This window comes from Ferrimonas balearica DSM 9799 (genome assembly GCF_000148645.1).
In the GTDB taxonomy this organism is placed as follows: domain Bacteria; phylum Pseudomonadota; class Gammaproteobacteria; order Enterobacterales; family Shewanellaceae; genus Ferrimonas; species Ferrimonas balearica.
The window spans coordinates 1,930,699-1,953,582 of the sequence record NC_014541.1 but is presented as its reverse complement, the minus strand read 5'-3'; the positions used below and the strand labels follow the sequence as shown (position 1 = coordinate 1,953,582).

21 protein-coding genes and 1 pseudogene are annotated in these 22,884 nt (G+C 59.6%); 18 read left to right on the top strand and 4 right to left on the bottom strand.

Annotated elements, in window-relative coordinates; translation table 11 throughout:
• The first annotated feature begins 6 nt into the window (after positions 1-6).
• The 11 genes and pseudogenes from FBAL_RS08885 to FBAL_RS20615 all read left to right on the top strand — a co-directional run.
• Positions 7-603: a DUF3501 family protein gene (locus FBAL_RS08885; RefSeq protein ID WP_013345266.1), complete on the top strand. Its 597-nt coding sequence runs from the start codon at positions 7-9 to the stop codon at positions 601-603.
• Positions 576-1,106, top strand: coding sequence for a hypothetical protein (locus FBAL_RS08880; protein WP_013345265.1), 531 nt, complete (start codon positions 576-578; stop codon positions 1,104-1,106). The genes FBAL_RS08885 and FBAL_RS08880 overlap by 28 nt, the downstream gene beginning before the upstream one ends.
• 68 nt (positions 1,107-1,174) lie before the next feature.
• Positions 1,175-2,500, top strand: a complete 1,326-nt coding sequence (locus tag FBAL_RS08875) for a DEAD/DEAH box helicase (protein WP_013345264.1) — start codon at positions 1,175-1,177, stop codon at positions 2,498-2,500.
• A gap of 249 nt (positions 2,501-2,749) precedes the next feature.
• Entirely contained in the window at positions 2,750-4,438 is a 1,689-nt protein-coding gene (locus tag FBAL_RS08870; protein ID WP_041251241.1) for an NAD-dependent malic enzyme, read from the top strand.
• A gap of 204 nt (positions 4,439-4,642) precedes the next feature.
• Positions 4,643-5,848 carry an endonuclease/exonuclease/phosphatase family protein gene (locus FBAL_RS08865; protein ID WP_013345262.1) on the top strand — a complete coding sequence of 402 codons (1,206 nt, stop codon included), beginning with the start codon at positions 4,643-4,645 and terminating at the stop codon, positions 5,846-5,848.
• A gap of 64 nt (positions 5,849-5,912) precedes the next feature.
• A complete protein-coding gene (gene pabB / locus FBAL_RS08860) occupies positions 5,913-7,304 on the top strand; it encodes an aminodeoxychorismate synthase component I (RefSeq protein WP_083771277.1) in 1,392 nt (463 codons plus the stop codon).
• Positions 7,305-7,365: 61 nt separating this feature from the next.
• Positions 7,366-7,842, top strand: coding sequence for a TlpA family protein disulfide reductase (locus FBAL_RS08855; RefSeq protein WP_013345260.1), 477 nt, complete (start codon positions 7,366-7,368; stop codon positions 7,840-7,842).
• A gap of 11 nt (positions 7,843-7,853) precedes the next feature.
• Positions 7,854-8,066: a DUF4266 domain-containing protein gene (locus FBAL_RS08850; RefSeq protein ID WP_013345259.1), complete on the top strand. Its 213-nt coding sequence runs from the start codon at positions 7,854-7,856 to the stop codon at positions 8,064-8,066.
• Positions 8,057-9,352: a DUF3570 domain-containing protein gene (locus FBAL_RS08845; protein ID WP_013345258.1), complete on the top strand. Its 1,296-nt coding sequence runs from the start codon at positions 8,057-8,059 to the stop codon at positions 9,350-9,352. The genes FBAL_RS08850 and FBAL_RS08845 overlap by 10 nt, the downstream gene beginning before the upstream one ends.
• On the top strand, positions 9,352-10,236 hold the full coding sequence (locus tag FBAL_RS08840; protein ID WP_013345257.1) for an FAD:protein FMN transferase: 885 nt from the start codon (positions 9,352-9,354) through the stop codon (positions 10,234-10,236). Before FBAL_RS08845 ends, FBAL_RS08840 begins: the two co-directional genes overlap by 1 nt.
• 118 nt (positions 10,237-10,354) lie before the next feature.
• Positions 10,355-10,870 (top strand): annotated as a pseudogene (locus FBAL_RS20615) (IS3 family transposase); the annotation flags it as partial.
• Positions 10,871-11,989: 1,119 nt separating this feature from the next.
• Here the strand turns inward: FBAL_RS20615 and FBAL_RS08830 are convergent.
• The gene (locus tag FBAL_RS08830) at positions 11,990-12,265 is read right to left on the bottom strand and encodes a YfcZ/YiiS family protein (protein WP_013345255.1); all 276 of its coding nucleotides are present in this window, start codon (positions 12,263-12,265) and stop codon (positions 11,990-11,992) included.
• A 241-nt stretch (positions 12,266-12,506) separates the two neighbouring features.
• Between FBAL_RS08830 and FBAL_RS08825 the strand changes: the two genes are divergently transcribed.
• From FBAL_RS08825 to asnS, 3 genes are all read left to right on the top strand, one after another.
• Positions 12,507-12,902: a YfeK family protein gene (locus FBAL_RS08825; RefSeq protein WP_216086814.1), complete on the top strand. Its 396-nt coding sequence runs from the start codon at positions 12,507-12,509 to the stop codon at positions 12,900-12,902.
• Positions 12,903-12,974: 72 nt separating this feature from the next.
• Positions 12,975-13,571, top strand: a complete 597-nt coding sequence (locus FBAL_RS08820; RefSeq protein WP_013345253.1) for an NUDIX hydrolase — start codon at positions 12,975-12,977, stop codon at positions 13,569-13,571.
• A 101-nt stretch (positions 13,572-13,672) separates the two neighbouring features.
• Complete coding sequence (gene asnS / locus FBAL_RS08815; RefSeq protein WP_013345252.1) at positions 13,673-15,073, top strand: asparagine--tRNA ligase; 1,401 nt, start codon at positions 13,673-13,675, stop codon at positions 15,071-15,073.
• 62 nt (positions 15,074-15,135) lie between these two features.
• On the opposite strand, the gene FBAL_RS08810 is transcribed toward asnS, so the two are convergent.
• Together FBAL_RS08810 and FBAL_RS08805 are read right to left on the bottom strand one after the other, a co-directional pair.
• Complete coding sequence (locus tag FBAL_RS08810) at positions 15,136-15,804, bottom strand: MliC family protein (protein ID WP_013345251.1); 669 nt, start codon at positions 15,802-15,804, stop codon at positions 15,136-15,138.
• A 98-nt stretch (positions 15,805-15,902) separates the two neighbouring features.
• The gene (locus FBAL_RS08805) at positions 15,903-17,027 is read right to left on the bottom strand and encodes a hypothetical protein (RefSeq protein WP_013345250.1); all 1,125 of its coding nucleotides are present in this window, start codon (positions 17,025-17,027) and stop codon (positions 15,903-15,905) included.
• Between the two features lie 196 nt (positions 17,028-17,223).
• On the opposite strand from FBAL_RS08805, the gene speB reads away from it, so the two are divergent.
• Positions 17,224-18,153, top strand: a complete 930-nt coding sequence (gene speB, locus FBAL_RS08800) for an agmatinase (protein WP_013345249.1) — start codon at positions 17,224-17,226, stop codon at positions 18,151-18,153.
• A 65-nt stretch (positions 18,154-18,218) separates the two neighbouring features.
• Here speB and FBAL_RS08795 read toward each other — a convergent pair whose 3' ends face one another.
• Positions 18,219-18,551, bottom strand: coding sequence for a Grx4 family monothiol glutaredoxin (locus FBAL_RS08795; RefSeq protein WP_013345248.1), 333 nt, complete (start codon positions 18,549-18,551; stop codon positions 18,219-18,221).
• A 204-nt stretch (positions 18,552-18,755) separates the two neighbouring features.
• Between FBAL_RS08795 and sodB the strand changes: the two genes are divergently transcribed.
• From sodB to FBAL_RS08780, 3 genes are all read left to right on the top strand, one after another.
• Positions 18,756-19,337, top strand: a complete 582-nt coding sequence (gene sodB / locus FBAL_RS08790; RefSeq protein ID WP_013345247.1) for a superoxide dismutase [Fe] — start codon at positions 18,756-18,758, stop codon at positions 19,335-19,337.
• 324 nt (positions 19,338-19,661) lie between these two features.
• Positions 19,662-21,596 (top strand): PrkA family serine protein kinase, encoded by a 1,935-nt coding sequence (locus FBAL_RS08785; RefSeq protein ID WP_013345246.1) that lies wholly within the window; start codon positions 19,662-19,664, stop codon positions 21,594-21,596.
• A 13-nt stretch (positions 21,597-21,609) separates the two neighbouring features.
• Positions 21,610-22,878 carry a YeaH/YhbH family protein gene (locus FBAL_RS08780; RefSeq protein WP_013345245.1) on the top strand — a complete coding sequence of 423 codons (1,269 nt, stop codon included), beginning with the start codon at positions 21,610-21,612 and terminating at the stop codon, positions 22,876-22,878.
• Positions 22,879-22,884 lie beyond the last annotated feature (6 nt).

Below are 22,884 nucleotides of genomic sequence, written 5' to 3'. Positions count from 1 at the left end.
CCCATCATGGACAAACTGACCCGACAGGATTTGTGGTCACTTGAGGAGTACGCCCAGCGACGGGCCGGTTTTCGCCAGCAGGTGCTGGACCACAAACGAGACCTGCAATTGACCCTGGGTGAGCCACTGCGGTTGCTGTTCGAAGACCGTCTGACCATCCAGTACCAGATCCAGGAGATGCTGCGGATTGAGCGGGTGTTTGAGCCCGACGCCATCCAGGAGGAGCTGGACGCCTACAACCCGCTGATCCCCGACGGCCGCAACTGGAAAGCCACCATGCTGCTGGAGTACGCCGATGTGAACGTGCGGCGGCGTGCCCTGGCCGAACTGGTGGGGGTGGAGCACAAGGTTTGGGTTCAGGTGGGGGAGCAGGCGCCGGTCTTTGCCATCGCGGATGAGGATCTCGAGCGCAGCGACGAGCACAAAACCAGCAGCGTGCATTTTTTACGCTGGGAGTTGGACGACAGCATGATTCTTGCCTTAAATCAGGGGGCTCCGGTGCGTTTCGGCTGCGACCACCCCGCGCTGACCATCAGTGCGGACCTGACCGCCCCACAAATTGAGGCCCTGCGTGCATGTCTCGACCAACCACGATCCCACTGATCCTCGCCGCCCTGCTGTCGTTTTCAGCCGCCGCCGAAGTGGAACAGGATGCCCTGCTCAGCCTGCAGGGCAAGTGGGAGGGGCATTGGCGCGGGCAGAACCTGGACAGTGGCGACGTCAGCCAGACCTCGGTGCGGGTCAGCATCGACCTGACCGAGGACGGGCAGTGGCTGGAGGAGCGCATCACCACGCCACAGGCGCAGTTTTCCCAGCGGGTGGAAACGGTGTCGCCCTATCGCATTATCCAGCAGTTTGAACACGCCGAATATGAGCAGGACCGCCTGCTGACCGGCTTTCACTACGTCAGTGATGAGGTGTGGATCCTGCGTTTTGAGTTTTCCGCCAACCGCCAGCAAAGGCCGGTCAAGGTACAGCAGATCTGGCGCCGCCTGCCCGGTGCCATGAGCCGCGAAGAGCAGGTCGACTATCTGGATGATAAAGGCGAAAACTGGCTGACCCGCCAGACCCTGGTGCTGGAGCAACTGCCAGCGGAAACCCCCTGAAACCCCGTGTTCCCACCCCGTCCGACTCTGGTACCATAAGCGCTTCTGAACACTGGACCTGTAGCCCCTTGAGCACCGACACCCTCGCCCGACTGCCCGCCTCCCTGCAACACCAACTGGCCTCCCTGGGCCTGCTGCCTCTGAACCCGGTACAACAGCACTGCCTGCCCTGGCTGTTGGATGGCCACAGCGTGCGCGTGCAGGCCCCCACCGGCAGTGGCAAAACCGCCGCCTTTGGCCTGGCCCTGCTGGCCGGACTTAACCTACAACAGCGGCTGCCACAGGGGTTGGTGCTGGTGCCCTCAAGGGAGTTGGCGGAACAGGTGGCGGGGGTGCTGCGACAACTGGGCCGCTGCCTGGCGAATCTGCACGTGGCCGCACTCTATGGTGGCACCGATATTGAAGCGCAGCGGCGCGCGCTGGCACAGGGCGCCCATCTGGTGGTGGGCACCCCAGGGCGGCTTCGCGCGCTGCTGGCCGATGGCACACTGGCGTTGGCTCAGGTAAACACTCTGGTTCTGGATGAGGCAGACCGGTTGCAGGCCGAAGGCTTTGCCGATGACCTGGCGGCGCTGTCCGCCGCCCTGAAGCCGGGCTGCCGACAGTGGTGGCTCTCCGCGACCTTTCCGGCGGAACTGGCCGCCATAGCACCACCACAGGCGGTCGTGGTGGATGACGCCGCCCCGACGATCACCCAACGAGTGCTGCCGTTATCCGATGCGCAAACCGTTGCCGATGCCATCGCCCGACTGGCGGTCGGGGGCCGGACGCTGGTGTTTGTGAACACCAAGGCCAGCTGCAGGGAAGTGGTGAATGCGCTGGGTCGGCAACGCTGTCCGGCGCTGGCCCTGCATGGCGACCTGAACCAGCAGCAGCGGGAGCAGACCCTAATCCGCTTTCGTCATGGCAGTGCGCCGCTGCTGGTGGCCACGGATCTGGCCGCACGGGGCCTCGATATCGATGACATTGAGCGGGTGATCTGCGCCGAACCGGCCAATGACGGCGATACCCACCGCCAGCGCATCGGCCGCACCGCCCGGGCCAGCGCCGCCGGGGTTGCCATCAGCCTGGCCAATGAGCAAAACCTCGCGCAGGTGCAGGCTCTGTGCCCACACGCCGAACCCATGCCAACGCCCCCTGAGGGCAAGGTCGCCGCAACCCTGGTGACCACGCTGATGGTCAATGCCGGTCGGCGGGCGCGACTGCGCAAAGGCGACCTGATGGGCGCCCTGATCAAAGCCGCAGGCGTACCGGCCGACGCCATTGTCGCCATCGAACTGATGCCGGACCACAGCTACGTCACCCTGAGCAAGCGGTACGTGGCGACCGCGCTGGCGGCGCTGGACGGCGGCGAGGTCAAGGGTAAACCGGTGAAAGTGCGCCCCCTGCTATAACCTCAATCAGACGGCGGCCGTCTTCTAAGTGACGGAAAAGGTTAATCAAAGGTTAACTTTTTAAACAGGCTGGCCGCCTACTCTATGCCGCAGGCAAGCAGCCAAGGAGGCGCCGCGGCAATGAACCCTTTCCACCCCACCGACCGGCTCTGGTCGGATCCCGAACCCTGGTCCACCCACGGAGTAAACGTGATACACTTCACGCCCGAAAACCAAGATCCAAGTCCTTGCTGCAAAAGGCCCCATTTAATGGACGACAACAAACGCCCCCTCTACATCCACTACGCCGGCCCGGTGCTGCTGGAAACCCCGCTGCTGAACAAAGGTTCTGCTTTTTCTGAAGCGGAACGCAGCGAATTTAACCTCACCGGACTGGTGCCGGACGCGGTGGAAACCATCGAAGAGCAGGCTTCCCGTGCCTACAAACAGTTCCTGGCGTTCACCAACGACATGGACAAGCACGTTTACCTGCGCAACATCCAGGACACCAACGAAACGTTGTTCTATCGCCTGGTGCAGGACCACATCAGCGAGATGATGCCGATCATCTACACCCCGACCGTGGGCGCTGCCTGTGAAGAGTTTTCCAACATCTACCGTCGTTCCCGGGGCCTGTTTATCTCCTACCCCAACCGCGACAAGATCGAAGACGTACTGAACAACGCCACCCGTCACAACGTGAAAGTGATCGTGATTACCGACGGTGAACGCATCCTCGGCCTGGGTGACCAGGGCATCGGTGGCATGGGCATTCCAATCGGTAAGCTGTCCCTGTACACCGCGTGTGGCGGCATCAGCCCAGCCTACTGCCTGCCCATCGTGCTGGATGTCGGCACCGACAACCAGCAGCGCCTCAACGACCCGATGTACATGGGCTGGCGCAACCCCCGCATCGGTGGCGAGGAGTACACCCAGTTTGTCGACGACGTGATCCAGGCCATCAAGGTACGCTGGCCGGACGCGCTGCTGCAGTTCGAAGATTTCGCCCAGAAGAACGCCATGCCGTTGCTGGAGCGCTACAAAGACGAAATCTGCTGCTTTAACGATGACATCCAGGGCACCGCCGCAGTGACCGTCGGCTCCCTGCTGGCCGCCTGTAAGGCCCAGGGCAAAGAGCTCAAAGACCAGCGCATCACCTTCCTCGGTGCCGGTTCTGCCGGTTGCGGCATTGCTGAGGCGATCATCGCCGAGATGGTGGCGCAGGGCCTGTCTGAGAAGAAAGCCCGTAGCCAGATCTTTATGGTCGACCGCTGGGGTCTGCTGCAGGATGGCATGGTCAACCTGCTCGATTTCCAGCAAAAGCTGGTGCAGGACCCCAAAGTGGTGGAGGGCTGGACCCTCGAGCACGAAAACGTCTCCCTGCTGGATGTGATGAACAACGCCAAGCCGGGCATCCTGATTGGCGTATCCGGTGCACCGGGCCTGTTCACCGAAGAGGTGATCACCGCCATGGCCGCTCACCACGAGCGCCCCATCGTGTTCCCGCTGTCCAACCCGACCAGCCGCATTGAAGCGGTGCCGGAAGACATCCTGCGCTGGACCGACGGTAAGGCGCTGGTGGCCACCGGCAGCCCGTTCCAGGACGTGGTGATTGGTGACGACACCTACGCCATCGCGCAGTGCAACAACAGCTACATCTTCCCGGGCATCGGCCTGGGTGTGATCGCCTGTGGCGCCAACCGCGTCACCGACGGCATGATGATGGCGTCCAGCCGCGCGCTGGCTGAATGCTCACCGCTGGGTCAGAAAGGCGACGGCAACCTGCTGCCGCCGCTGGAGGAGATCCAGGAAGTGAGTAAGCAGATCGCCTTTGCTGTCGCCAAAGCGGCCATGGCCGATGGCGTGGCCATCAAGGTGAAGAACAGCGACCTGCGCGACGCCATCGACGCCGCCTTCTGGACCGCCGAGTACCGCCACTACCGTCGCACCTCGTTCTGAGTGTTGCGCCGATAAGAAAGGGCAGCCCATTGGCTGCCCTTTTTGTTGAACGGCCCCCTACATCTGCACGTTCACCTCCCGAATCTGGTCATCGCCTTGCTGCGCTGCATCCACTACCATGCAGCGACAGGTTGTCTTCGCCGTGGCGCTCCCGGCTTCAATTCAGCGGGTGGGTCGTTTACGTGACACGACAAGGAGTGACTGTTGCCTTATTCTCTGCTCAAGCGGGCGCTGCTTTGCCTGCTGCCCCTGATAACCGGATGCGAAAGTTCGATGGAAACCAGCTCTGCCCCCTTTACCCCCACCACCATCAAGGTCGCGACCTTTAACGTCAGCATGGAAGCGGGCAACTATACGCCCCGGGGCCAACAGCCCAACCCCGACCGACTCCGTGAACTGTTGGCCAATGGCGACCACCCGCAGATCCGCAATATCGCCGAGATCCTGCAGCGGGTTCGCCCTGATATCGTGCTGCTCAATGAGTTCGACTACATTGCCGACCGCAGCCGTGGGGTGGATGCCTTTCGTCGCCACTATCTGATGGTGAGCCAACAGGGGCGTGAACCGCTGGATTACCCCTACGCCTATACCGCGCCGGTCAACACCGGGGTGCCAAGCCCCTTTGACATTGACGGCGATGGCATCGCCTCCGGCACCGGCGGTGACGCCTGGGGCTACGGCCTCTACCCAGGCCAGTACGGCATGGTGGTGTTGTCACGCTATCCCATTGATACCGAGCAGGTTCGCCAGTTTCAGACATTCCCCTGGCACCGTATGCCGGGCGCTCAGCCCATCCTCAATCCGGACGGCACCCCGTTTTACGATGACGCCACCTGGCGAGGATTGCGGCTCTCTTCCAAATCCCACTGGGACGTGCCCATCAACGTCAACGGCGAGCAGATTCATCTTCTCGCGGCGCACCCTACGCCGCCGGTATTTGATGGCCCGGAAGACCGCAACGGTGCCCGCAACCATGACGAAATCCGACTGTGGGCGGACTACCTGAATAACGCGGATTATCTGGAAGATGACGCCGGCCAGCGCGGTGGACTGGCGGCGGACACCCGCTTTGTGATTGTCGGCGACTACAACGCCTCGCCCAGCGAAGGCCAGAGTCGCCCCGGCGCCATCAATCAACTGTTGAACCACCCCCGGGTCAACGCCAGCGAGCGCCCCCGCAGCACCGGCGGCGAACTGCACAGCCCGGACAACCCCAACGGCCCTTACCACACTGCCTATTGGCGCGCGCAGGTGGATTACGTTCTGCCCTCAGCCTTTGGCTTTGAGCCAGTACGAAGTGGCGTGTTCTGGCCTGTGGACGGTCTGGAGTTAAGCCGCCTTATTGCCGATCGCAATGCCTCCTCTGACCACCGCCTGGTGTGGATGGAACTGCGCCTGACAGAGGAGTGAGCCGTTGGGCCGGGAGGGCCTTTGTGTTACCCTCCCGACCAACAGCTGTAACCACAATTCCGCCATGCCTCAGTACTTTCGTCGCCCGCTCGCCCTGCCCGCCGACCCCATCGCCCTGTTTGAACACCTGGCTCACCAGAGCTGGGCCATGCTGCTGGATTCAGCCATCAACGACCTCGCCAGTGCGCACCCGGACGCCCGCTTCGATATCCTGGTCGCTGACCCCATCGCCACCGTCATCACCCGGGGCGGAGAAACCGAGGTCCGTCAGGGCGACAACGTAAACCGGTATCAGGAAGACCCCCTGGAAGTGCTGGAGATCACCCGAAACGCGGTGCTGGGTCCGGCCATTTCCGGCCCGGAGGACCTGCCCTTTATCGGCGGTGCACTGGGCCATTTCAGTTACGATCTGGGACGTCGTTTCGAGCGCTTGCCCGAGCAAGCCGAGGATGACATCGGCCTGGCCGAGATGGCGGTAGGGATATTCGACTGGGCACTGGTGATCGAGCAGGGCCATTATCAGGTCGAACTGGTGGTACTGGGCGACGAAACCCAGTGGCAGGAGCGGTACCAGTGGCTGGTGGAACAGCTGTCACAGGCGCCCCGACAGGCGGGCTTTTCGTTAAAGAGCGATTGGCGTAACCAGCTCTCTGTCGCCCAATATCGCGACCGTTTCGAGCGGGTTCAGGCCTATCTGGCCAGCGGAGACTGCTACCAGATCAACCTCACCCAACGCTTCAGTGCCGACTACGGCGGTAACGAGTGGGAAGCCTACAAGCGTCTGCGCCAGCACAATAACGCGCCGTTCTCCGCCTTTATCCGCCTGCCGGATGCAGTTCTGCTGTCGGTATCGCCGGAGCGTTTCCTGCAACTGCAGGGCGCTCAGGTGCAAACCAAACCCATCAAGGGCACCCGCCCCCGCTTCGACGACCCCGCCCGGGACGCCCAGAGTGCGCTGGAGCTGCAACAGGCGGAGAAGGACCGGGCAGAAAACCTGATGATCGTGGACCTGCTGCGCAATGATCTGGGCCGCCATGCGGCCCCCGGCAGCGTTCGTGTCCCCAGCTTGTTTGCCATTGAGAGCTTCCCGGCGGTGCACCACCTGGTCAGCACCGTCACCGCCACTCTGGCGGACGACGCCAGCCCATTGGATCTGCTGCGCGGCGCCTTCCCCGGCGGTTCCATTACCGGCGCCCCCAAAATCCGCGCCATGGAGATCATCGAGGAGCTGGAACCCCACCGCCGCAGCCTTTACTGCGGCAGCATCGGCTATCTCAGCCAGCATGGCCGTATGGACACCAGCATCACCATCCGCTCCCTGGTGGCTAAGGATGGACGGCTGCACTGTTGGGCCGGAGGCGGCATCGTCGCCGACTCCGACTGTGACAGCGAATATCAGGAAAGCTTTGATAAGGTGAGCCGGATCCTGCCACTATTGAACCAGGACAAGGGGTAACGCGTTTACAGCGCGGCGCAATCGCGCAGACCCCGGACCACGAAGCAAGGAGGTTATCGTCGTGTCCCAACTGATGTTCCGTATTCTGGCGCTCTGCACAGCGCTGCTGATTCTCCCCGCCCGGGCCGAACCTGCCCCGGATTTTGCCCTGACGCTGGAGGGCAACGCCACCACCGTGGTTCAGCTGTCCCGGGAGAAACTGGTCTATCTCGACTTCTGGGCCAGCTGGTGTGGCCCCTGTCGCTTCAGCTTCCCCTTTATGAACGAACTGCATCAGGAACTGGGCCCGAAAGGACTGGTGGTGGTGGCGGTCAACGTAGATGTTGATCCCCACGATGCCAAGCCTTTCCTGGCCAAGTACCCCGCCGATTTCACCATCCATTACGACCCGGAAGGGACCATTGCCGAGGCCTATCAGGTGCCGGGGATGCCCACCAGTTACCTCATCCGCGATGGCGAAATCCTGCTTCGTCATGTTGGCTTTCGAAAGAGCGAAAGCGATAAGTTGAAGGCGGAAGTCGCGGATTACCTGCCCTGAAGGAGGGCCTGATGAAAGGATTCATCGCAGCCATCATGGTACTGGCGCTCAGTGGGTGCGCCAATCTAGGCGTTGACCCTTGGCAAAGAGCCACCCTGGCCGACCCCAGAATGGCACTGGAAGCCGACGCGCTGGATAAGGGCTTTGATGACCATATCTACTTCTCCAAGGAAGCCAGCAGTGGCGGCCGCGGCACCTCGGGCGGAGGGTGCGGATGCAACTGAAACAGGAGCGCCGCTTTGCCAGCATCTCCGGCAGCCTGATGATCGCCAGTCAGGCCCTGGTGGCACCGGCGCAAGCCGACTGGTTTGATGACGACGCCCAGTGGCGCGGTGACGCGGCCCTGCTCTACTACGGTGAAGACGGAGATCGGGTCACGGCACTGGAAGGCACCCTGCAACTGACACGCCTCAACGCCGATGAACAGCAACTCAGCGTCGCCGCGACCTTTGACAGCCTCACCGGCGCAACGCCAACCGGTGCAGTTCCCCAGAATACGGCACAGACCTTTACCCGCCCTTCCGGACGGGGCGAATACGCGGTAGCCCCCGGCGACACGCCGCTGGATGACACCTTCCGCGATACCCGAGTGCAGCTGAATGTCGGCTGGAGCAGCGCGCTCAATAACGACTGGGACTACGATCTGGGTGCCCGCCTGTCCAAGGAGTACGACTACACCTCACTGGGAGTCAATGGCGGTGCAGTGCGCTACTTCGACCGTAAAAACACCGCCCTGCGCCTTGGCACCGCCCTGTTCTTTGACACCATCGAGCCGGAAGGCCGCGCTCCCCTACCCCTCACCGCCATGCCACTGCGCGACGACTTTGCCGATGAAGCCGAGTTTGCTGCCGCCTTTGCCGCCACCCGGGGCAACGCCAAGGAGCATAAGCAAACTGCCGAACTGACGCTGGGGCTGACTCAGGTGATCAACCAATGGATGGTGACTCAGCTCAATTACAGCTATGCCCTGGTGGACGGTTACCAGACCGACGCCTTTAAGCTGGTGTCTGTGGTGGACGGTGACGGTGTGGCCCAGCGCCACCTCTACGAAGCGCGGCCGGATCAGCGCAATAAGCACGCGGTGTTCTGGCAGACTAAGGCGCATTTTGGCGCACCGGTGCTGGACGTCAGCTATCGCTTTATGACCGACGACTGGGATATCGACTCCCACACCCTCGACCTTCGCCTTAACTGGCAGTTCAGCAACGGCCACAGTCTCGAACCGCACCTGCGCCTCTACCGCCAAAGTGCCGCAGAGTTTTACCGGCCATACCTGATAGATGGCGCCCCCCTGCCGGAGTACGCCAGCGCCGATTATCGACTGGCAGAGATGGACACCTACACCCTCGGCCTCAAGTACGTGCTGCCCGTCGGTCAACATCATGCGTCAGTCCGGCTGGAATACTACCTGCAGCAACCGGATGGCCCGACCGGCCCGGGACAACTGGCCGAACTGGAGCTCTACCCCGAGGTACAAGCGGTTATCCTGCAGCTGGGCTATCGCTTCTGATGGCCCCGAATCTGCGCCGCCAGCATGACCACTGGCTGGGCCATTTCACTGCCATGGCATGTGACTGCCAGCTGCTGATGCGCACGGACGATCACGATCTGGCCCAACGCCTGCTGGAAGCGGCGGTCAACCGCACCGCTGCCATAGAAGCCAAGTACAGCCGCTACCGCCGCGACAACCTGTGTCATCGCATCAACCACAACAAGGGCCAGCCTGTCGCCATTGATGCCGAAACCCACCGCCTGCTGAGCTTTGCCGACACCTGCTATCGATTAAGCGACGGCCTGTTTGATCTGACGGCGGGCGTGTTAAATCAGCTCTGGCGCTTTGACGGTACCGGGCAGGTGCCAGAGCAACAAGCCATCGACGCCATGCTGACGCGGGTTGGCTGGGACAAGGTGCAGTGGAATCCTGACTGGATCATTCTGCCCGAGGGGATGGCGCTGGATTTCGGTGGCATCGGCAAAGAGTACGCGGTGGATTGCGTCGCCGCCCTGATGGCGCAGTTGGCGCCGCAGGTGGGCGTCTTGGTGAATTTCGGCGGGGATCTGGCGCTGTCCTGCCCGGCGCAGCCGCCCTGGCAGGTCGGCATTACCCCCTCTGAGCCAGAGCAGAACCACACGCTCACCCCCATTCCGCTCAGTCACGGCGCACTGGCCACCAGTGGCGATACCCAGCGCTGCCTGAACCACCAGGGCGTTCGTTACAGCCACCTGCTCAACCCCAAAACCGGCTGGGCCACCCAAGGCGGCCCCCGCCAGCTAACCGTGGCCGGTGCCACCTGCCTGCAGGCGGGGCTACTCAGTTCCCTGGCGTTGCTGCACGGCGCCGATGCGGAAGCCTTTATCCAGGCGCAAGGTGTCCGCTACTGGATTACGCCTTAACGCAGCCCCATCTCAAACGCCAACCGCTGTGCCGCACTGGGAAAATGCAGAGTGCCGTCCAACCGCCCCGACTGCCATTGCGCCTGCTCGGTGAGTCCGGAAAACTGAGGGCGATTCAGAATTCGATGTAACTGAGGCCAACCTGGTTTTGTGCGGCGACATCACCTATATCTGAGCCGGTGGTCGTTGGCCTTACTTGGCTGAGGTGATCGACCTTCATACGTGTCGAACCGTGGGCTGGGCTATATCAGAAAAGCCCTATACTGACTTGGCGGTTAAAGTGCTTGATATGGCCTATCAGCAGCGAGGTTGTCCAACAGGAGTGATGCTCCACTAAGACCAAGGCAGCCAATATGCCAATCGAAAGTTCAGGCAGCGTTCCTGGCGATACAGAACAACACAGAGCATGAGCCAGTGTGGAAACTGCAGGTAATGCCCTTATGGAGAGGTGATTCCGGAGCTTAAAAACAGAATGGATCCCATCAACTGGGTGTATATGAGCGCTCGTGAAGCCATACGGGACATCACCGCCCACCTGATGGATTACTACAACAAGCAGCGTCCCCATCAACATAACGATGCGGTGCCGCCTGCGGAAGCCGAGAATCGGTCAAAACAAGTCTCCGTATTTAATTGCCCACTACAGTTCATAGCTTTTGCTGGTATGAGGGTCCTGACCACACAAAAAGCTTCGGCGGGGCTGGATATTGGACACCCCAGGGTTACTGTTAGTAACTAACAAACAACCTACACGCGTCCTAATCTGAATTGACGAAATTTCGAGTTAATTAAGATTGGAAATGGACTCCACAATAGAATTCTCTAGTTTAATTTGGCTTTAAGTAAAGCAGTAACGGCGCTGGTTAAAATCGTTCGCCCTTCTAATTCGTATCTTGTTCCTCAACCGATGTGGATTGATAGTGGTCATTATTGCCTTTGTCACAACCTTCTTTCTCTTTATTTTCCTGCAAGGAGCTTATCACCGCTGAGAGAAATGGAATCTCTAGGATGAATCTAACCAGTCCAACAAACAGAGACTCCATCTCAACTTACCTTTCAGTCACATAAATTAATATATTTTTGGCAATAAGAAAATAAACTTCTCATAGCTTATTCATAGTGCGGTCCTGTCCACCATTGTATATCCACTCTCCGTGTCCTGAGAGGCTGACGGCTGACTTTAGATAGCTTGCTAATCTAGCCCAAAACCCGCCATGTACGTTGCTAATCTCGTTTTTTGTTAATTCTCTCATATGATAATATCCTACTGTTCGCTTCTATTTTTTGCATAGTCATACCAACCGTAAGCGTTAGCGGCCATTCCAGCGAGATGAATCAATGCCATTGCTGCAAACGGGAGGCCTCCGGAAACTGTAAGTACCTCATGCTCTCTAAGCTGTCTCATGATATATCTCCAGTTGTTATGTCTCAGTTCTCAATCTACTGTAATCGAAGCGAGGAATTGAAAGCTAAGTGAGCAGGCGGGGGCATTCTTGATGATCCAGGGACCAATTGGACATATATGGACACCATCAAAAATACAACTCATGTTGATGGAGGGCGGCATGCTGACATATATCCGGAATCGTGATGAAGGCTTTGTTTGCTTCGCGCCTTGATATGATCCGTACTTCGCTGCCTATACACCCACACGAGCTTTATCAACTCTTGTCCAAGTCAGGCCTGCGCTGCTGCACGGCGCCGATGCGGAAGCCTTTATCCAGGCGCAAGGTGTCCGCTACTGGATTACGCCTTAACGCAGCCCCATCTCAAACGCCAACCTCTGTGCCGCACTGGGAAAATGCAGGGTGCCGTCCAACCGCCCGGCCTGCCACTGAGCCTGCCCGGTCACGCCGGAGATCTGGCCCTGAGCCTGGTCCAATAACAGTTGGAACTGAGCTCGGGCAGTGGATTCATTAGGCGCTTCAATCACCAATGCCATGATCGCATCCGTCTCATCAATCACGCTGTCCACTTCAACAAAACCGTCATTGCTGTCGATCGTGGCGTTCTTGGTCACGTTTTCCATTCTGGCTCTCCCGACTGGCCACACTACCGATGGATTATAGGCACTCTGCACCAGGACAGCGTGCATCTGGGCCAACGCACTTCAACCGGATTTCCCCCGTCAGGAGGATGCCGTATTGTGAACGCCAAAACACAGAGCTGCTGCCTATCGAATGACGCCTTTTCCGGGCCGCTTTCAGATTCCTGAACCGCCGTGCGACAGGCTCTGTCAGCACTGGATCCCCTGCGTACTCTGAGGCACCATGGAAGCCCGATATTGCAGCGAGGTACGCCCCATGCGCCTGAGCGGTTTTGCCCTGTTGTTGCTGTTTGCCCTGCCTTTGCGCGCCGAAACCGATCCGGCCGAGGAAGCGGCCATCCAATACCTGCTCAGCCAGGTTGAGCAATCCCCCTGCCAGTTTGTACGCAATGGCAAAGCCTACGACGGCGAAGATGCGCGCGCCCATATTGAGCGCAAGTACCGCTATATCCTGGGTAAAGGCCATACCCTGGACGCGGAAGCCTTTATCGAACACGCCGCCAGCGAAAGCAGCTTCACCGGTCGTGACTACCAGATCCAGTGCCCGCAACAGCCCGTTGAACCCAGCGCCGACTGGCTGAAACGCAAGTTGCAGCAATACCGCGCCAGCCAACCCTGACCCGGACGGACGGGCTTCGCAGCCACGCCATCATCTGGCATGCTGGAAACATCATCACCAGCCCGAGACCCCATGGACACCACGGAATTTATGCTTCGCTTCCAGCTTCAGCCTGGCAGCGATGGGGAGGATCCCCTCAAAAGCGTTATGGCCAACCACCCGAAGCTGCGTGACGCCGCGGTACTGATTGCGCTGCAGGAGATTGACGGCCAGTTGCAGCTGCTGCTGACCGAGCGCACCGCCCATATGCCCACCCACGCCGGCCAGATCGCTTTTCCCGGCGGCAAAATGGACGCCGGTGACGCCAGCCCGTGGCACACCGCCCTGCGCGAATCCTGGGAGGAGATCGGACTGCCACCGGAGCAGGTTTTGCGGGTGGGTGAATTGCCGGTGTTCCATACCATCAGCCGGTTTCGGGTGTTCCCCCAGGTAGGCCTGATCACCGAGCCTTTCCGTCCGGTGTTGTCGGAGCGGGAGGTCGCCCGCCTGTTTCACGCCCCTCTGACCGATTTTCTCGATGCCAGAGGCCGCTGGCGCCTGCCGGTACGCCGTCCCAACGGCATCCAGGGTGTCTACTTTATGCCCCATCATGTCTGGGGCGCGACAGCGGCTATGATTGAACAGTTAGTTCGCCACCTGGGTTACGCTGAATCCCCGTTCGGCCCTTGATAATTGGGCCTTGAGAAACTGGCGTTTCAAGGTAAGATGTCCTGTCCGGCGCCACGCCGGGAAACCCTTTAGTAAACGACTCGTTGGAGAACTTTTCGAGTATGACCCTGGCAACCATTGCGGACGTCCTCAAAGGCGATCACGCTGTCGGCAGCGAAGTCACGGTGCGCGGTTGGATCCGCACCCGTCGTGACTCCAAAGCAGGCATCTCTTTCCTGGCTGTATATGACGGCTCCTGTTTTGATCCGATCCAGGGCGTAGCGCCCAATAATCTGCCGAATTACGAGAATGAGATCCTCCGCCTGACCGCTGGTTGCTCCGTTGAGATGACCGGTGAAGTGGTGGAGTCCCCCGGCCAGGGCCAGCAGTTCGAAATGAAAGTCACCAACGTGAAGGTGGTGGGCTGGGTTGAAGACCCGGACACCTACCCGATGGCGGCCAAGCGCCACTCCATCGAATACCTGCGTGAAGTGGCTCACCTGCGTCCCCGCACCAACATTACCGGTGCCGTGATGCGCGTTCGTAACTGCCTGTCCCAGGCAATTCACCGCTTCTACCACGAGCAGGGCTTCATCTGGGTTTCAACCCCGATTCTGACCGCCTCTGACTGTGAAGGCGCTGGTGAGATGTTCCGCGTCTCCACCCTGGACATGAACAACCTGCCACGCCTGGAAAACGGTGAGGTGGATTACGACCAGGATTTCTTCGGCAAAGAGACCTTCCTGACCGTATCCGGCCAGCTCAACGCTGAAACCTACGCCTGTGCCATGAGCAAGGTGTACACCTTCGGCCCGACCTTCCGCGCTGAAAACTCCAACACCTCCCGCCACCTGGCGGAGTTCTGGATGGTGGAGCCGGAAGTGGCGTTTGCCGATCTGGAAGACAACGCCAAACTGGCCGAAGCGATGCTGAAGTACTGCTTCCGCGCGGTGCTGGATGAGCGCATGGATGACCTGCAGTTCTTCGAACAGCGTGTCAACAAAGAGGTGATCACCCGTCTGAAGTCCTTCGTTGAAGCCGACTTCGCCCAAGTGGATTACACCGACGCCATTGAGATCCTGAAAAACTGCGGTAAGACGTTCGAGTTCCCGGTTGAGTGGGGCATCGATCTGGCTTCCGAGCACGAGCGCTTCCTGGCTGAAGAGCACTTCAAGGCGCCGGTCGTCGTGAAGAACTACCCGAAAGACATCAAAGCTTTCTACATGCGCCTGAACGACGACGGTAAAACCGTTGCCGCCATGGACGTACTGGCCCCGGGCATCGGTGAGATCATCGGTGGCTCCCAGCGTGAAGAGCGTCTGGATATCCTCGACCAGCGTATGGAAGAGATGGGTCTGCCGAAGGAAGAGATGTACTGGTACCGCGACCTGCGTCGCTACGGCACCATCCCGCATGCCGGTTTCGGTCTGGGCTTCGAGCGTCTGGTGAGCTACGTGACCGGTGTGACCAACATCCGTGACGTGATCCCCTTCCCGCGTTCACCGCGTAACGCCAGCTTCTGATGGTGTAACCGCAAACAAAAGCGCGCCCTGGGGGCGCGCTTTTTTGTGTCTGCTGAGCAGGCTCAGTGCAGCGCTTTGCCGCAACCTCGATAAGTGCGCTCCGGTGTGGTCACCGTCACCGTGGTTTCGTAGCGTTCGTCCACCATGGTATCGGCACAGGATTTTCCCTCCAGCAGAACGGACACCCCGTCCGCCAGGTCAAAGCGGCTGGCACGCTCCAGGTTGGTCGGTTCCGGTCGTGGCCAGGATTGACGTACCTGCTCATAGCCGGTTTTCAGCACGATGGTCTCCGGCCACAGCTCCAGCACCCACGGCGGCTCGTTGCCCACGGCCCGGAAGTCCATGCCATCCAGCTTGGCCCCTTCCCATATCGCCGCCCGACGATCATTAACGCAGTTTTGATTGGGCTGGCCCGGCTGCATCAACAGCCCCTCCTCCCCTTTGAGCCACAGGGTAACGCCCTCGCCGTCATAGCGCGCCCCCGAGGCCGACACCACCTGCTTGGCCGCAACCGTCTCGCCGGGCAGGAACAGCCAGGCGGTCTCCCCTTCAATACGGGCAGGGAAACGCACAGAATCACAGGCCATCACCAACGTCACCGGTTCGGGCTGCGACGCTGGCTGTGCCGACTCAATCGGCACCATCTCGATGGCACCGTCCGGCCCGGCACAGCCGGTCAGGGCCAGTACCCCGGTTACCAATACGGCCAGGGAACAACGGGAACGCTTCATAATGGGACTCCATCCGGTTGTAAGTACTGGCAAAAACAGTAATGCGCCCACCGCGATAAGTCGACCGGTGAGCGCACAGTGTCGGATGAAAAATGGGATTACTGGGCTTCCTCTTCCTGCACCCGTTGTGCCCACTGAGTGAAGTCAGAGGAGGCCAACAGCCTTTCACCGGCGGCCGGATACACTTCGAACAGGATGGTTTTGTCCAGCGGCAGATCAAACTGGCGAGACAGCCGGTCCAGACTGGCGATGGCACTGCTGTGGTCATCCTCTCCCAGCGCCACCTGCAGACTGAGCCAGAACGTGGGCAGGTAATCGTCACTGTCCGCCAGCGCCGCATCCGCGTAGGCACCCGCCCGCTCCAGTTCACCCCGGTGCAGCGCCCGGATCCCCATCTCAGTCTGCATCGCCACATCGTTGCGCAACGTGGCGGGCAACCGTTCGAAGATGCCCCGGCAGTCGGCGTCAAGATCGGACAAGCAGGTGTTGGTCTGCATCAGGCGGTAGTCGTCACCATAGAGGCGATGCACCATATTGCTGGGCAATCCGCTGTACCACTGGCTCTCATTGCCGCTGAGAGCGCGTAATACCAGTTCTCGGGTCAATGAGTTGGCCTGGATCTCCTTGGGCAGCTGACGGTAGGCCTTCACAAACACCGACTTGTCCACCTCCCCTTCCCCATAGGGTTGGAGGTAGGAGAAGAAGTGGTTAAAGGGTTGTTCCGCTTCACCGTACTCGCGCATCAGCTGGTGGTAGAGGTGGTCCATCAGTTGTACCTGACTCATCTGAAACAGGTGATTGCCCATATCCTCAATGCGCAGGCCTTGCGGGCCGTCACCAATGTCGAAGTAGAAGTACTCCACCGCAAAGTTTTCATGAACGAGGCGATACTCTGCGCGCCATCCCGAGCCAACCGTCACCAGCTGGCGAAACTGCCACTGACCGGTACCGGCGTGCATCACCAGCTCCTCCACCCACTGGTCCACCAGTTCACGCCAGGCCGGGTCGTTGAGCAACTCCGGTTCCCACTGAGCCAGGGGGTGGTCTGGTTGAATCGCCATGCGCAGGGCGGATTGATCGCCTTCGTTGAGGTCATCGGACAAACGTTCTACCACGGACATCGGGCCACGAAGGTCTGCCAGGGGGGTGACGCTCACCTCTGGAACCGGCGGCGTTCGGGCGCTGCAGCCAATCAACAACGCAACAAGGGGAAGCCAGCGCATAGTGCCTCACTAGTCCGCGGGTTTTAATGAAACTTATGACCGGATCCCGCCCCTGTCCAATGCCTATCCCCTGCCATCTCACCATGCTGAGGGTTGAACGACGCAGCAAATGAGTGACAACTGCGCGTGGCTGGAGGAAAATATTGTCCGATACTGACCGGGTAACCCTCACCCGCATTTTCATGCTTGGAGCATTATGGCCACTCTCGCCAACCACCCCGATTACTCCCTCTACAGCAACGCGTTTGGCTTTCTGCGCCAGCCGCTGAACTTCCGCCCGGCCGAATCCGACGCCGACCTGGTGATCACCGGTGTGCCCTTTGATCTGGCCACCACCGGTCGCTCTGGCGCACGCCAGGGTCCGGAAGCCCTGCGCAAGGCATCCGTGAACCTGGCCTGGGAAGGCTGCCGCTGGCCCTGGGACTTCGATCTGCGTGAGCAGCTGAAGATGGTGGATTGTGGTGATCTGGTGTTCGATTGCGGCGACAGCGAGCAGATGATGACCCGCCTGACCGCCCACGCAGACCAGTTGATTGACGCCGGTAAAACCCTGCTGACCTTCGGTGGTGATCACTTCATCACCCTGCCGCTGCTGCGCGCCCACGCCAAGCACTACGGCAAGATGGCGCTGGTGCATTTCGATGCCCACACCGACACCTACAACGCCGGTGGCAAATACGACCATGGCACCATGTTCTTCCACGCCCCGAACGAAGGCCTGGTCGACCCTGAGCACTCCATCCAGATCGGCATCCGTACCGAATACACCCGCGAAGGTCACGGTTACCAGGTGGTGGAAGCGGACCGTGCCAACGACATGAGCGCGGACGAGATTGTCGCGGCCATTCGCAATCGGGTGGGCGACCTGCCGGTTTACCTGACCTTCGACATCGACTGCCTGGATCCGGCGTTTGCTCCGGGCACCGGCACCCCGGTGTGTGGCGGCCTGACCACCGACAAGGCGATGAAGATCATCCGCGGCATGCAGGGCCTGAACATTGTGGGCATGGATGTGGTTGAGGTCTCCCCGGCCTATGACCACGCCGACCTGACCGCATTGGCAGGTGCCACCCTGGCCACCGAGATGCTGCACCTGCAGGCGCTTCGCCTGAACCGCAAAGGCTGAACCTCCAGGTTCGAACACACAAAAAAACGGCGCCCAGTGGCGCCGTTATTTATTGAGCCTGAGTCTTACTCAGCCGCAGCGCTCTTCGCCGCCGTTTCTTTGATCAGCGCCTGCAGTTCGCCCTTCTGGAACATCTCCATAATGATGTCACAGCCGCCGATCAGCTCACCTTCAACCCACAGCTGGGGGAAAGTCGGCCAGTTGGCGTACGCCGGCAGTTCAGCACGGATATCGGGGTTCTGCAGGATATCAACGTAGGCAAATTGCTCACCGCAATTCATCAGCGCCTGGGCTGCCTGGGCAGAGAAGCCACAGCTGGGCAGCTTAGGGGAACCCTTCATATAGAGAATGATGGGGTTTTCAGCGATCTGACTTTTGATCTTTTCTACGGTATCCATGAATACGTCTGTCTCTATGGTTGTGAACCTGGTCCCATTCTATGCCAAGCGGTGGTTGGGACAAAACACCAAAATTACTGTGGATAAAATTTTAGCCAACCACATTTTGCTCGGCATAGAAGTTGATGCGCCTCACCTTTTCCTCCGTTAGAATGACGACCAGCACATGAATGTCACACCTCTAATAACACATGGAGAAGAGCAATGGCGTTTGAACTACCTGCACTGCCGTACGCAAAAGATGCATTGGAGCCCCACATCTCCGCCGAGACCCTGGAGTTCCACCACGGTAAACACCATGCCACTTACGTCACCAAGCTGAACGGCCTGGTTGAAGGTACCGAGCTGGCTGGCAAGTCTCTGGAAGAGATCGTCAAGACCTCCACCGGCGGTGTATTCAACAACGCAGCCCAGATCTGGAACCACACCTTCTACTGGCACTGCCTGTCCCCGAACGGTGGTGGTGCCGCCACTGGTGCCATCGCTGACGCCATCAACAGCGCGTTCGGTTCCTTCGACGCCTTTAAAGCCCAGTTCACTGAGTCCGCCATCAACAACTTTGGCTCCTCCTGGACCTGGCTGGTTAAGAACGCCGACGGCAGCCTGGCCATTGTAAACACCAGCAATGCCGCTACCCCGCTGACCGAAGCCGGTGTTACCCCGCTGCTGACCGTAGACCTGTGGGAACACGCTTACTACATCGACTACCGCAACGCCCGTCCGAACTACATGGACGCGTTCTGGAACCTGGTGAACTGGGATTTCGTTAACGAAAACTTCGCCTGATAGGCAAAGCCAATTCACTCATAACAAGGGGGGCCTCGGCCCTCCTTTTTTGTGCCCGCCTCACGGCCTGTGACCATTTTTTCACCACCCCCAACGTCGAAACAGGGTAATCTGGTTGCAATAACCCGGCGTACAAGAGGGTCTACTAACCCGAGTAACGACGGCAGTCCTACCGGGCTAAGCTGAGGAAAAGCGAAGAAGATCCGTCGGTTTTTACTTGCGCAGTGAACAGGTTAGGGAATCTCGGTCTACGCTTACCGAAAGCTAACGTCTTTTTCACCGCAGCTGCGAAACGTGGCTTCAGCGACTTTGGGGGAGTGACACATGAGCATCTTCGAGCACTATCAACATCGCTATGAACAAACCCGGGACGAAGAGTACAGCCTTCAGGAGTTCCTGGAGATGTGCAAAGCCGACCGGGGCGCTTACGCCAGCGCTGCCGAACGCCTGCTGATGGCCATCGGTGAGCCGGAAATGATCGACACGGCGCTGGAACCGCGTTTGTCCCGGATCTTCTCCAATCGGGTGATTGCCCGCTACCCCGCCTTCGCTGAATTTTATGGCATGGAAGAGGCGATTGAGCAGATCGTCGCTTACCTCAAACACGCCGCACAGGGACTGGAAGAATCGAAACAGATTCTGTACCTGCTGGGCCCCGTCGGGGGCGGTAAATCCTCCCTTGCCGAAAAGCTGAAGAAGCTGATCACCCGCATCCCCATCTACGTGCTGACCGCCAACGGCGTGCGCAGCCCGGTGAATGATCACCCCCTTTGCCTGTTCGACGTGGACGAAGACGGCGAGATCCTTGAGAAAGAGTACGGCGTACCGAAGCGTTATCTGCGCAGCGTTACGTCACCCTGGGCCGCCAAGCGCCTGCACGAGTTTGGTGGGGACATCACCAAATTCCGCGTCGCCAAGGTATACCCCTCCGTGCTGGACCAGATCGCCGTCGCCAAAACCGAACCCGGCGATGAAAACAACCAGGACATCTCCTCCCTCGTCGGTAAGGTGGACATCCGCCAGCTGGAGCACTTTGCCCAGGATGACGCCGACGCTTACGCCTACTCCGGCGCCCTGTGTAAAGCCAACCAGGGGGTGATGGAGTTTGTGGAGATGTTCAAAGCCCCCATCAAGGTGCTGCACCCGCTGCTGACCGCCACCCAGGAGGGCAACTACAACGGCACCGAGGGGCTGTCCGCCCTGCCCTACAGCGGCATCATTCTGGCCCACTCCAACGAATCGGAGTGGCAGACATTCCGCAACAACAAGAACAACGAAGCCTTCCTTGACCGGGTTTACATCGTCAAGGTGCCCTACTGCCTGCGGGTATCGGAAGAGCGTCGCATCTACGAAAAACTGCTGGCCAACTCGGAGCTGGTGGACGCCCAGTGCGCGCCCAGCACCCTCTCTATCCTGAGCCAGTTCAGTGTGCTGTCCCGACTGAAGGATCCGGAGAACTCCTCCATCTATTCGAAGATGCGTGTGTACGACGGTGAGACGCTGAAAGACACCGACCCGAAAGCCAAATCCCACCAGGAGTATCGAGACTTCGCCGGTGTGGATGAAGGGATGAGCGGACTCTCTACCCGTTTCGCCTTCAAGATCCTGTCCCGGGTATTCAACTTCGACCACGCCGAAGTGGCGGCCAATCCGGTGCACCTGTTCTACGTGCTGGAGAAGCAGATTGAGCGGGAACAGTTCCCGCAGGAGCTGGCCGACAAGTACCTCGAGCACCTGAAGGGTTACCTGATCCCCAAATACGTCGAGTTTATCGGCAAGGAGATCCAGACCGCCTACCTCGAGTCCTACAGCGAATACGGCCAGAACATCTTTGACCGCTACGTCACCTACGCCGATTTCTGGATCCAGGACCAGGAATACCGTGACCCTGAAACCGGCCAACTGTTTGACCGGGCGGCGCTGAATGCCGAGCTGGAGAAGATTGAGAAGCCGGCCGGGATCAGCAACCCCAAAGACTTCCGCAACGAGATCGTCAACTTCGTGCTTCGGGCCCGCGCCAACAACAACGGCAAGAATCCGAACTGGACCAGCTACGAGAAGCTGCGTTCCGTGATTGAGAAGAAGATGTTCTCCAACACCGAAGATCTGCTGCCGGTGATCTCCTTCAACACCAAGACCTCGGCGGACGAACAGAAGAAACACGATGACTTCGTCGACCGCATGATGGAGAAGGGCTACACCCGCAAGCAGGTTCGGCTGTTGTCGGAATGGTACCTCCGCGTTCGGAAGTCGAGCTGATGGGAGGTTGCCTATGGCCCACTTTATCGATCGGCGCCTGAACGCCAAGGGCAAGAGCACGGTTAACCGCCAACGATTTCTGCGGCGCTACAAGCAGCAGATCAAGAAAGCGGTATCCGACGCCGTCACCAATCGCAGTGTCACCGATGTGGACAGCGGGGAGCAGATCAGCATCCCCAGCAAAAACATCACCGAGCCGGTGTTCCACCATGGCGCCGGCGGGGACCGTGAGCGGGTGCACCCCGGTAACGACCAGTTCACCCGCGGCGACCGCATTGAGCGGCCGCCCGGTGGGGGTGCGGGCGGTGCCGGACAGGGCCAAGCGTCCAACAGCGGTGAGGGGGAGGACGATTTCGTCTTTACCATCTCCAAAGATGAGTATCTCGACCTGCTGTTTGATGACCTGGCCCTGCCCAACCTGCAGCGCAACAGCCTCGACAAGCTGGTGGAGTTCAAAACCTTCCGGGCCGGGGTGACCACCGACGGCGTACCGGCCAACATCCATATTGTCCGGTCACTGCGCCAGTCTCTGGCGCGTCGCACCGCCCTGACCTCGGGCAAGAAGAAAACCCTCGCAGAGCTGGAGAAGCAACTCGCCGCGCTGCTGGATACACCGGGCTCCAGTGCCGAGCAGATCCAGGCCCTGGAAGCGGAGATTGCCGAGCTGAAGCGACGCATCGATGCGGTGCCCTTTATCGACACCTTCGACCTGCGCTACAACGCCTTCACTCAACGCCCGGTGCCCACCTCCAAGGCGGTGATGTTCTGCCTGATGGACGTGTCCGGCTCCATGGATCAGGCCACCAAGGATATGGCCAAACGCTTCTATATCCTGCTCTACCTGTTCCTCACCCGAACCTACAAGTCACTGGACGTGGTGTTTATTCGCCACCATACCCAGGCCAAAGAGGTGGACGAGCACGAGTTCTTCTACAGCCAGGAAACCGGCGGCACCATCGTCTCCAGCGCATTGCGGCTGATGCATGAGATCCAGGCGGAGCGCTACCCCGCCAATGAGTGGAACATCTACGCCGCACAAGCCTCCGACGGCGACAACTGGGCCGATGATTCGCCCCAGTGCCGGGAGTTGATGGACAAGAAGATTCTGCCGGTGTGCCGCTACTACACCTACATCGAAATCACTAACCGGGCCCACCAGACCCTATGGCGGGAGTATGAAGCGCTGGCCAAGGTCAATCCGCACTTTGCCCTGCAGCATATCCGCTCGGTGGAGGACATCTACCCGGTATTCCGCGAGCTGTTTAAGAAACAGGCCGCGTAACGTTTT

Bases quoted from the DNA above. Each gene is read 5' to 3' on its own strand.
- FBAL_RS08830 (WP_013345255.1), bottom strand. From the start codon at position 12,265: ATGGAAAACGTGACCAAGAACGCCACGATCGACAGCAATGACGGTTTT.
- FBAL_RS08805 (WP_013345250.1), bottom strand. From the start codon at position 17,027: ATGCGCTGGCTTCCCCTTGTTGCGTTGTTGATTGGCTGCAGCGCCCGA.
- FBAL_RS08845 (WP_013345258.1), top strand. From the start codon at position 8,057: ATGCAACTGAAACAGGAGCGCCGCTTTGCCAGCATCTCCGGCAGCCTG.
- FBAL_RS08825 (WP_216086814.1), top strand. From the start codon at position 12,507: ATGGAAGCCCGATATTGCAGCGAGGTACGCCCCATGCGCCTGAGCGGT.
- FBAL_RS08810 (WP_013345251.1), bottom strand. From the start codon at position 15,804: ATGAAGCGTTCCCGTTGTTCCCTGGCCGTATTGGTAACCGGGGTACTG.
- FBAL_RS08785 (WP_013345246.1), top strand. From the start codon at position 19,662: ATGAGCATCTTCGAGCACTATCAACATCGCTATGAACAAACCCGGGAC.
- FBAL_RS08780 (WP_013345245.1), top strand. From the start codon at position 21,610: ATGGCCCACTTTATCGATCGGCGCCTGAACGCCAAGGGCAAGAGCACG.
- asnS (WP_013345252.1), top strand. From the start codon at position 13,673: ATGACCCTGGCAACCATTGCGGACGTCCTCAAAGGCGATCACGCTGTC.
- pabB (WP_083771277.1), top strand. From the start codon at position 5,913: ATGCCTCAGTACTTTCGTCGCCCGCTCGCCCTGCCCGCCGACCCCATC.
- FBAL_RS08820 (WP_013345253.1), top strand. From the start codon at position 12,975: ATGGACACCACGGAATTTATGCTTCGCTTCCAGCTTCAGCCTGGCAGC.
- FBAL_RS08795 (WP_013345248.1), bottom strand. From the start codon at position 18,551: ATGGATACCGTAGAAAAGATCAAAAGTCAGATCGCTGAAAACCCCATC.
- FBAL_RS08885 (WP_013345266.1), top strand. From the start codon at position 7: ATGGACAAACTGACCCGACAGGATTTGTGGTCACTTGAGGAGTACGCC.
- speB (WP_013345249.1), top strand. From the start codon at position 17,224: ATGGCCACTCTCGCCAACCACCCCGATTACTCCCTCTACAGCAACGCG.
- FBAL_RS08870 (WP_041251241.1), top strand. From the start codon at position 2,750: ATGGACGACAACAAACGCCCCCTCTACATCCACTACGCCGGCCCGGTG.
- FBAL_RS08850 (WP_013345259.1), top strand. From the start codon at position 7,854: ATGAAAGGATTCATCGCAGCCATCATGGTACTGGCGCTCAGTGGGTGC.
- FBAL_RS08880 (WP_013345265.1), top strand. From the start codon at position 576: ATGTCTCGACCAACCACGATCCCACTGATCCTCGCCGCCCTGCTGTCG.
- sodB (WP_013345247.1), top strand. From the start codon at position 18,756: ATGGCGTTTGAACTACCTGCACTGCCGTACGCAAAAGATGCATTGGAG.
- FBAL_RS08840 (WP_013345257.1), top strand. From the start codon at position 9,352: ATGGCCCCGAATCTGCGCCGCCAGCATGACCACTGGCTGGGCCATTTC.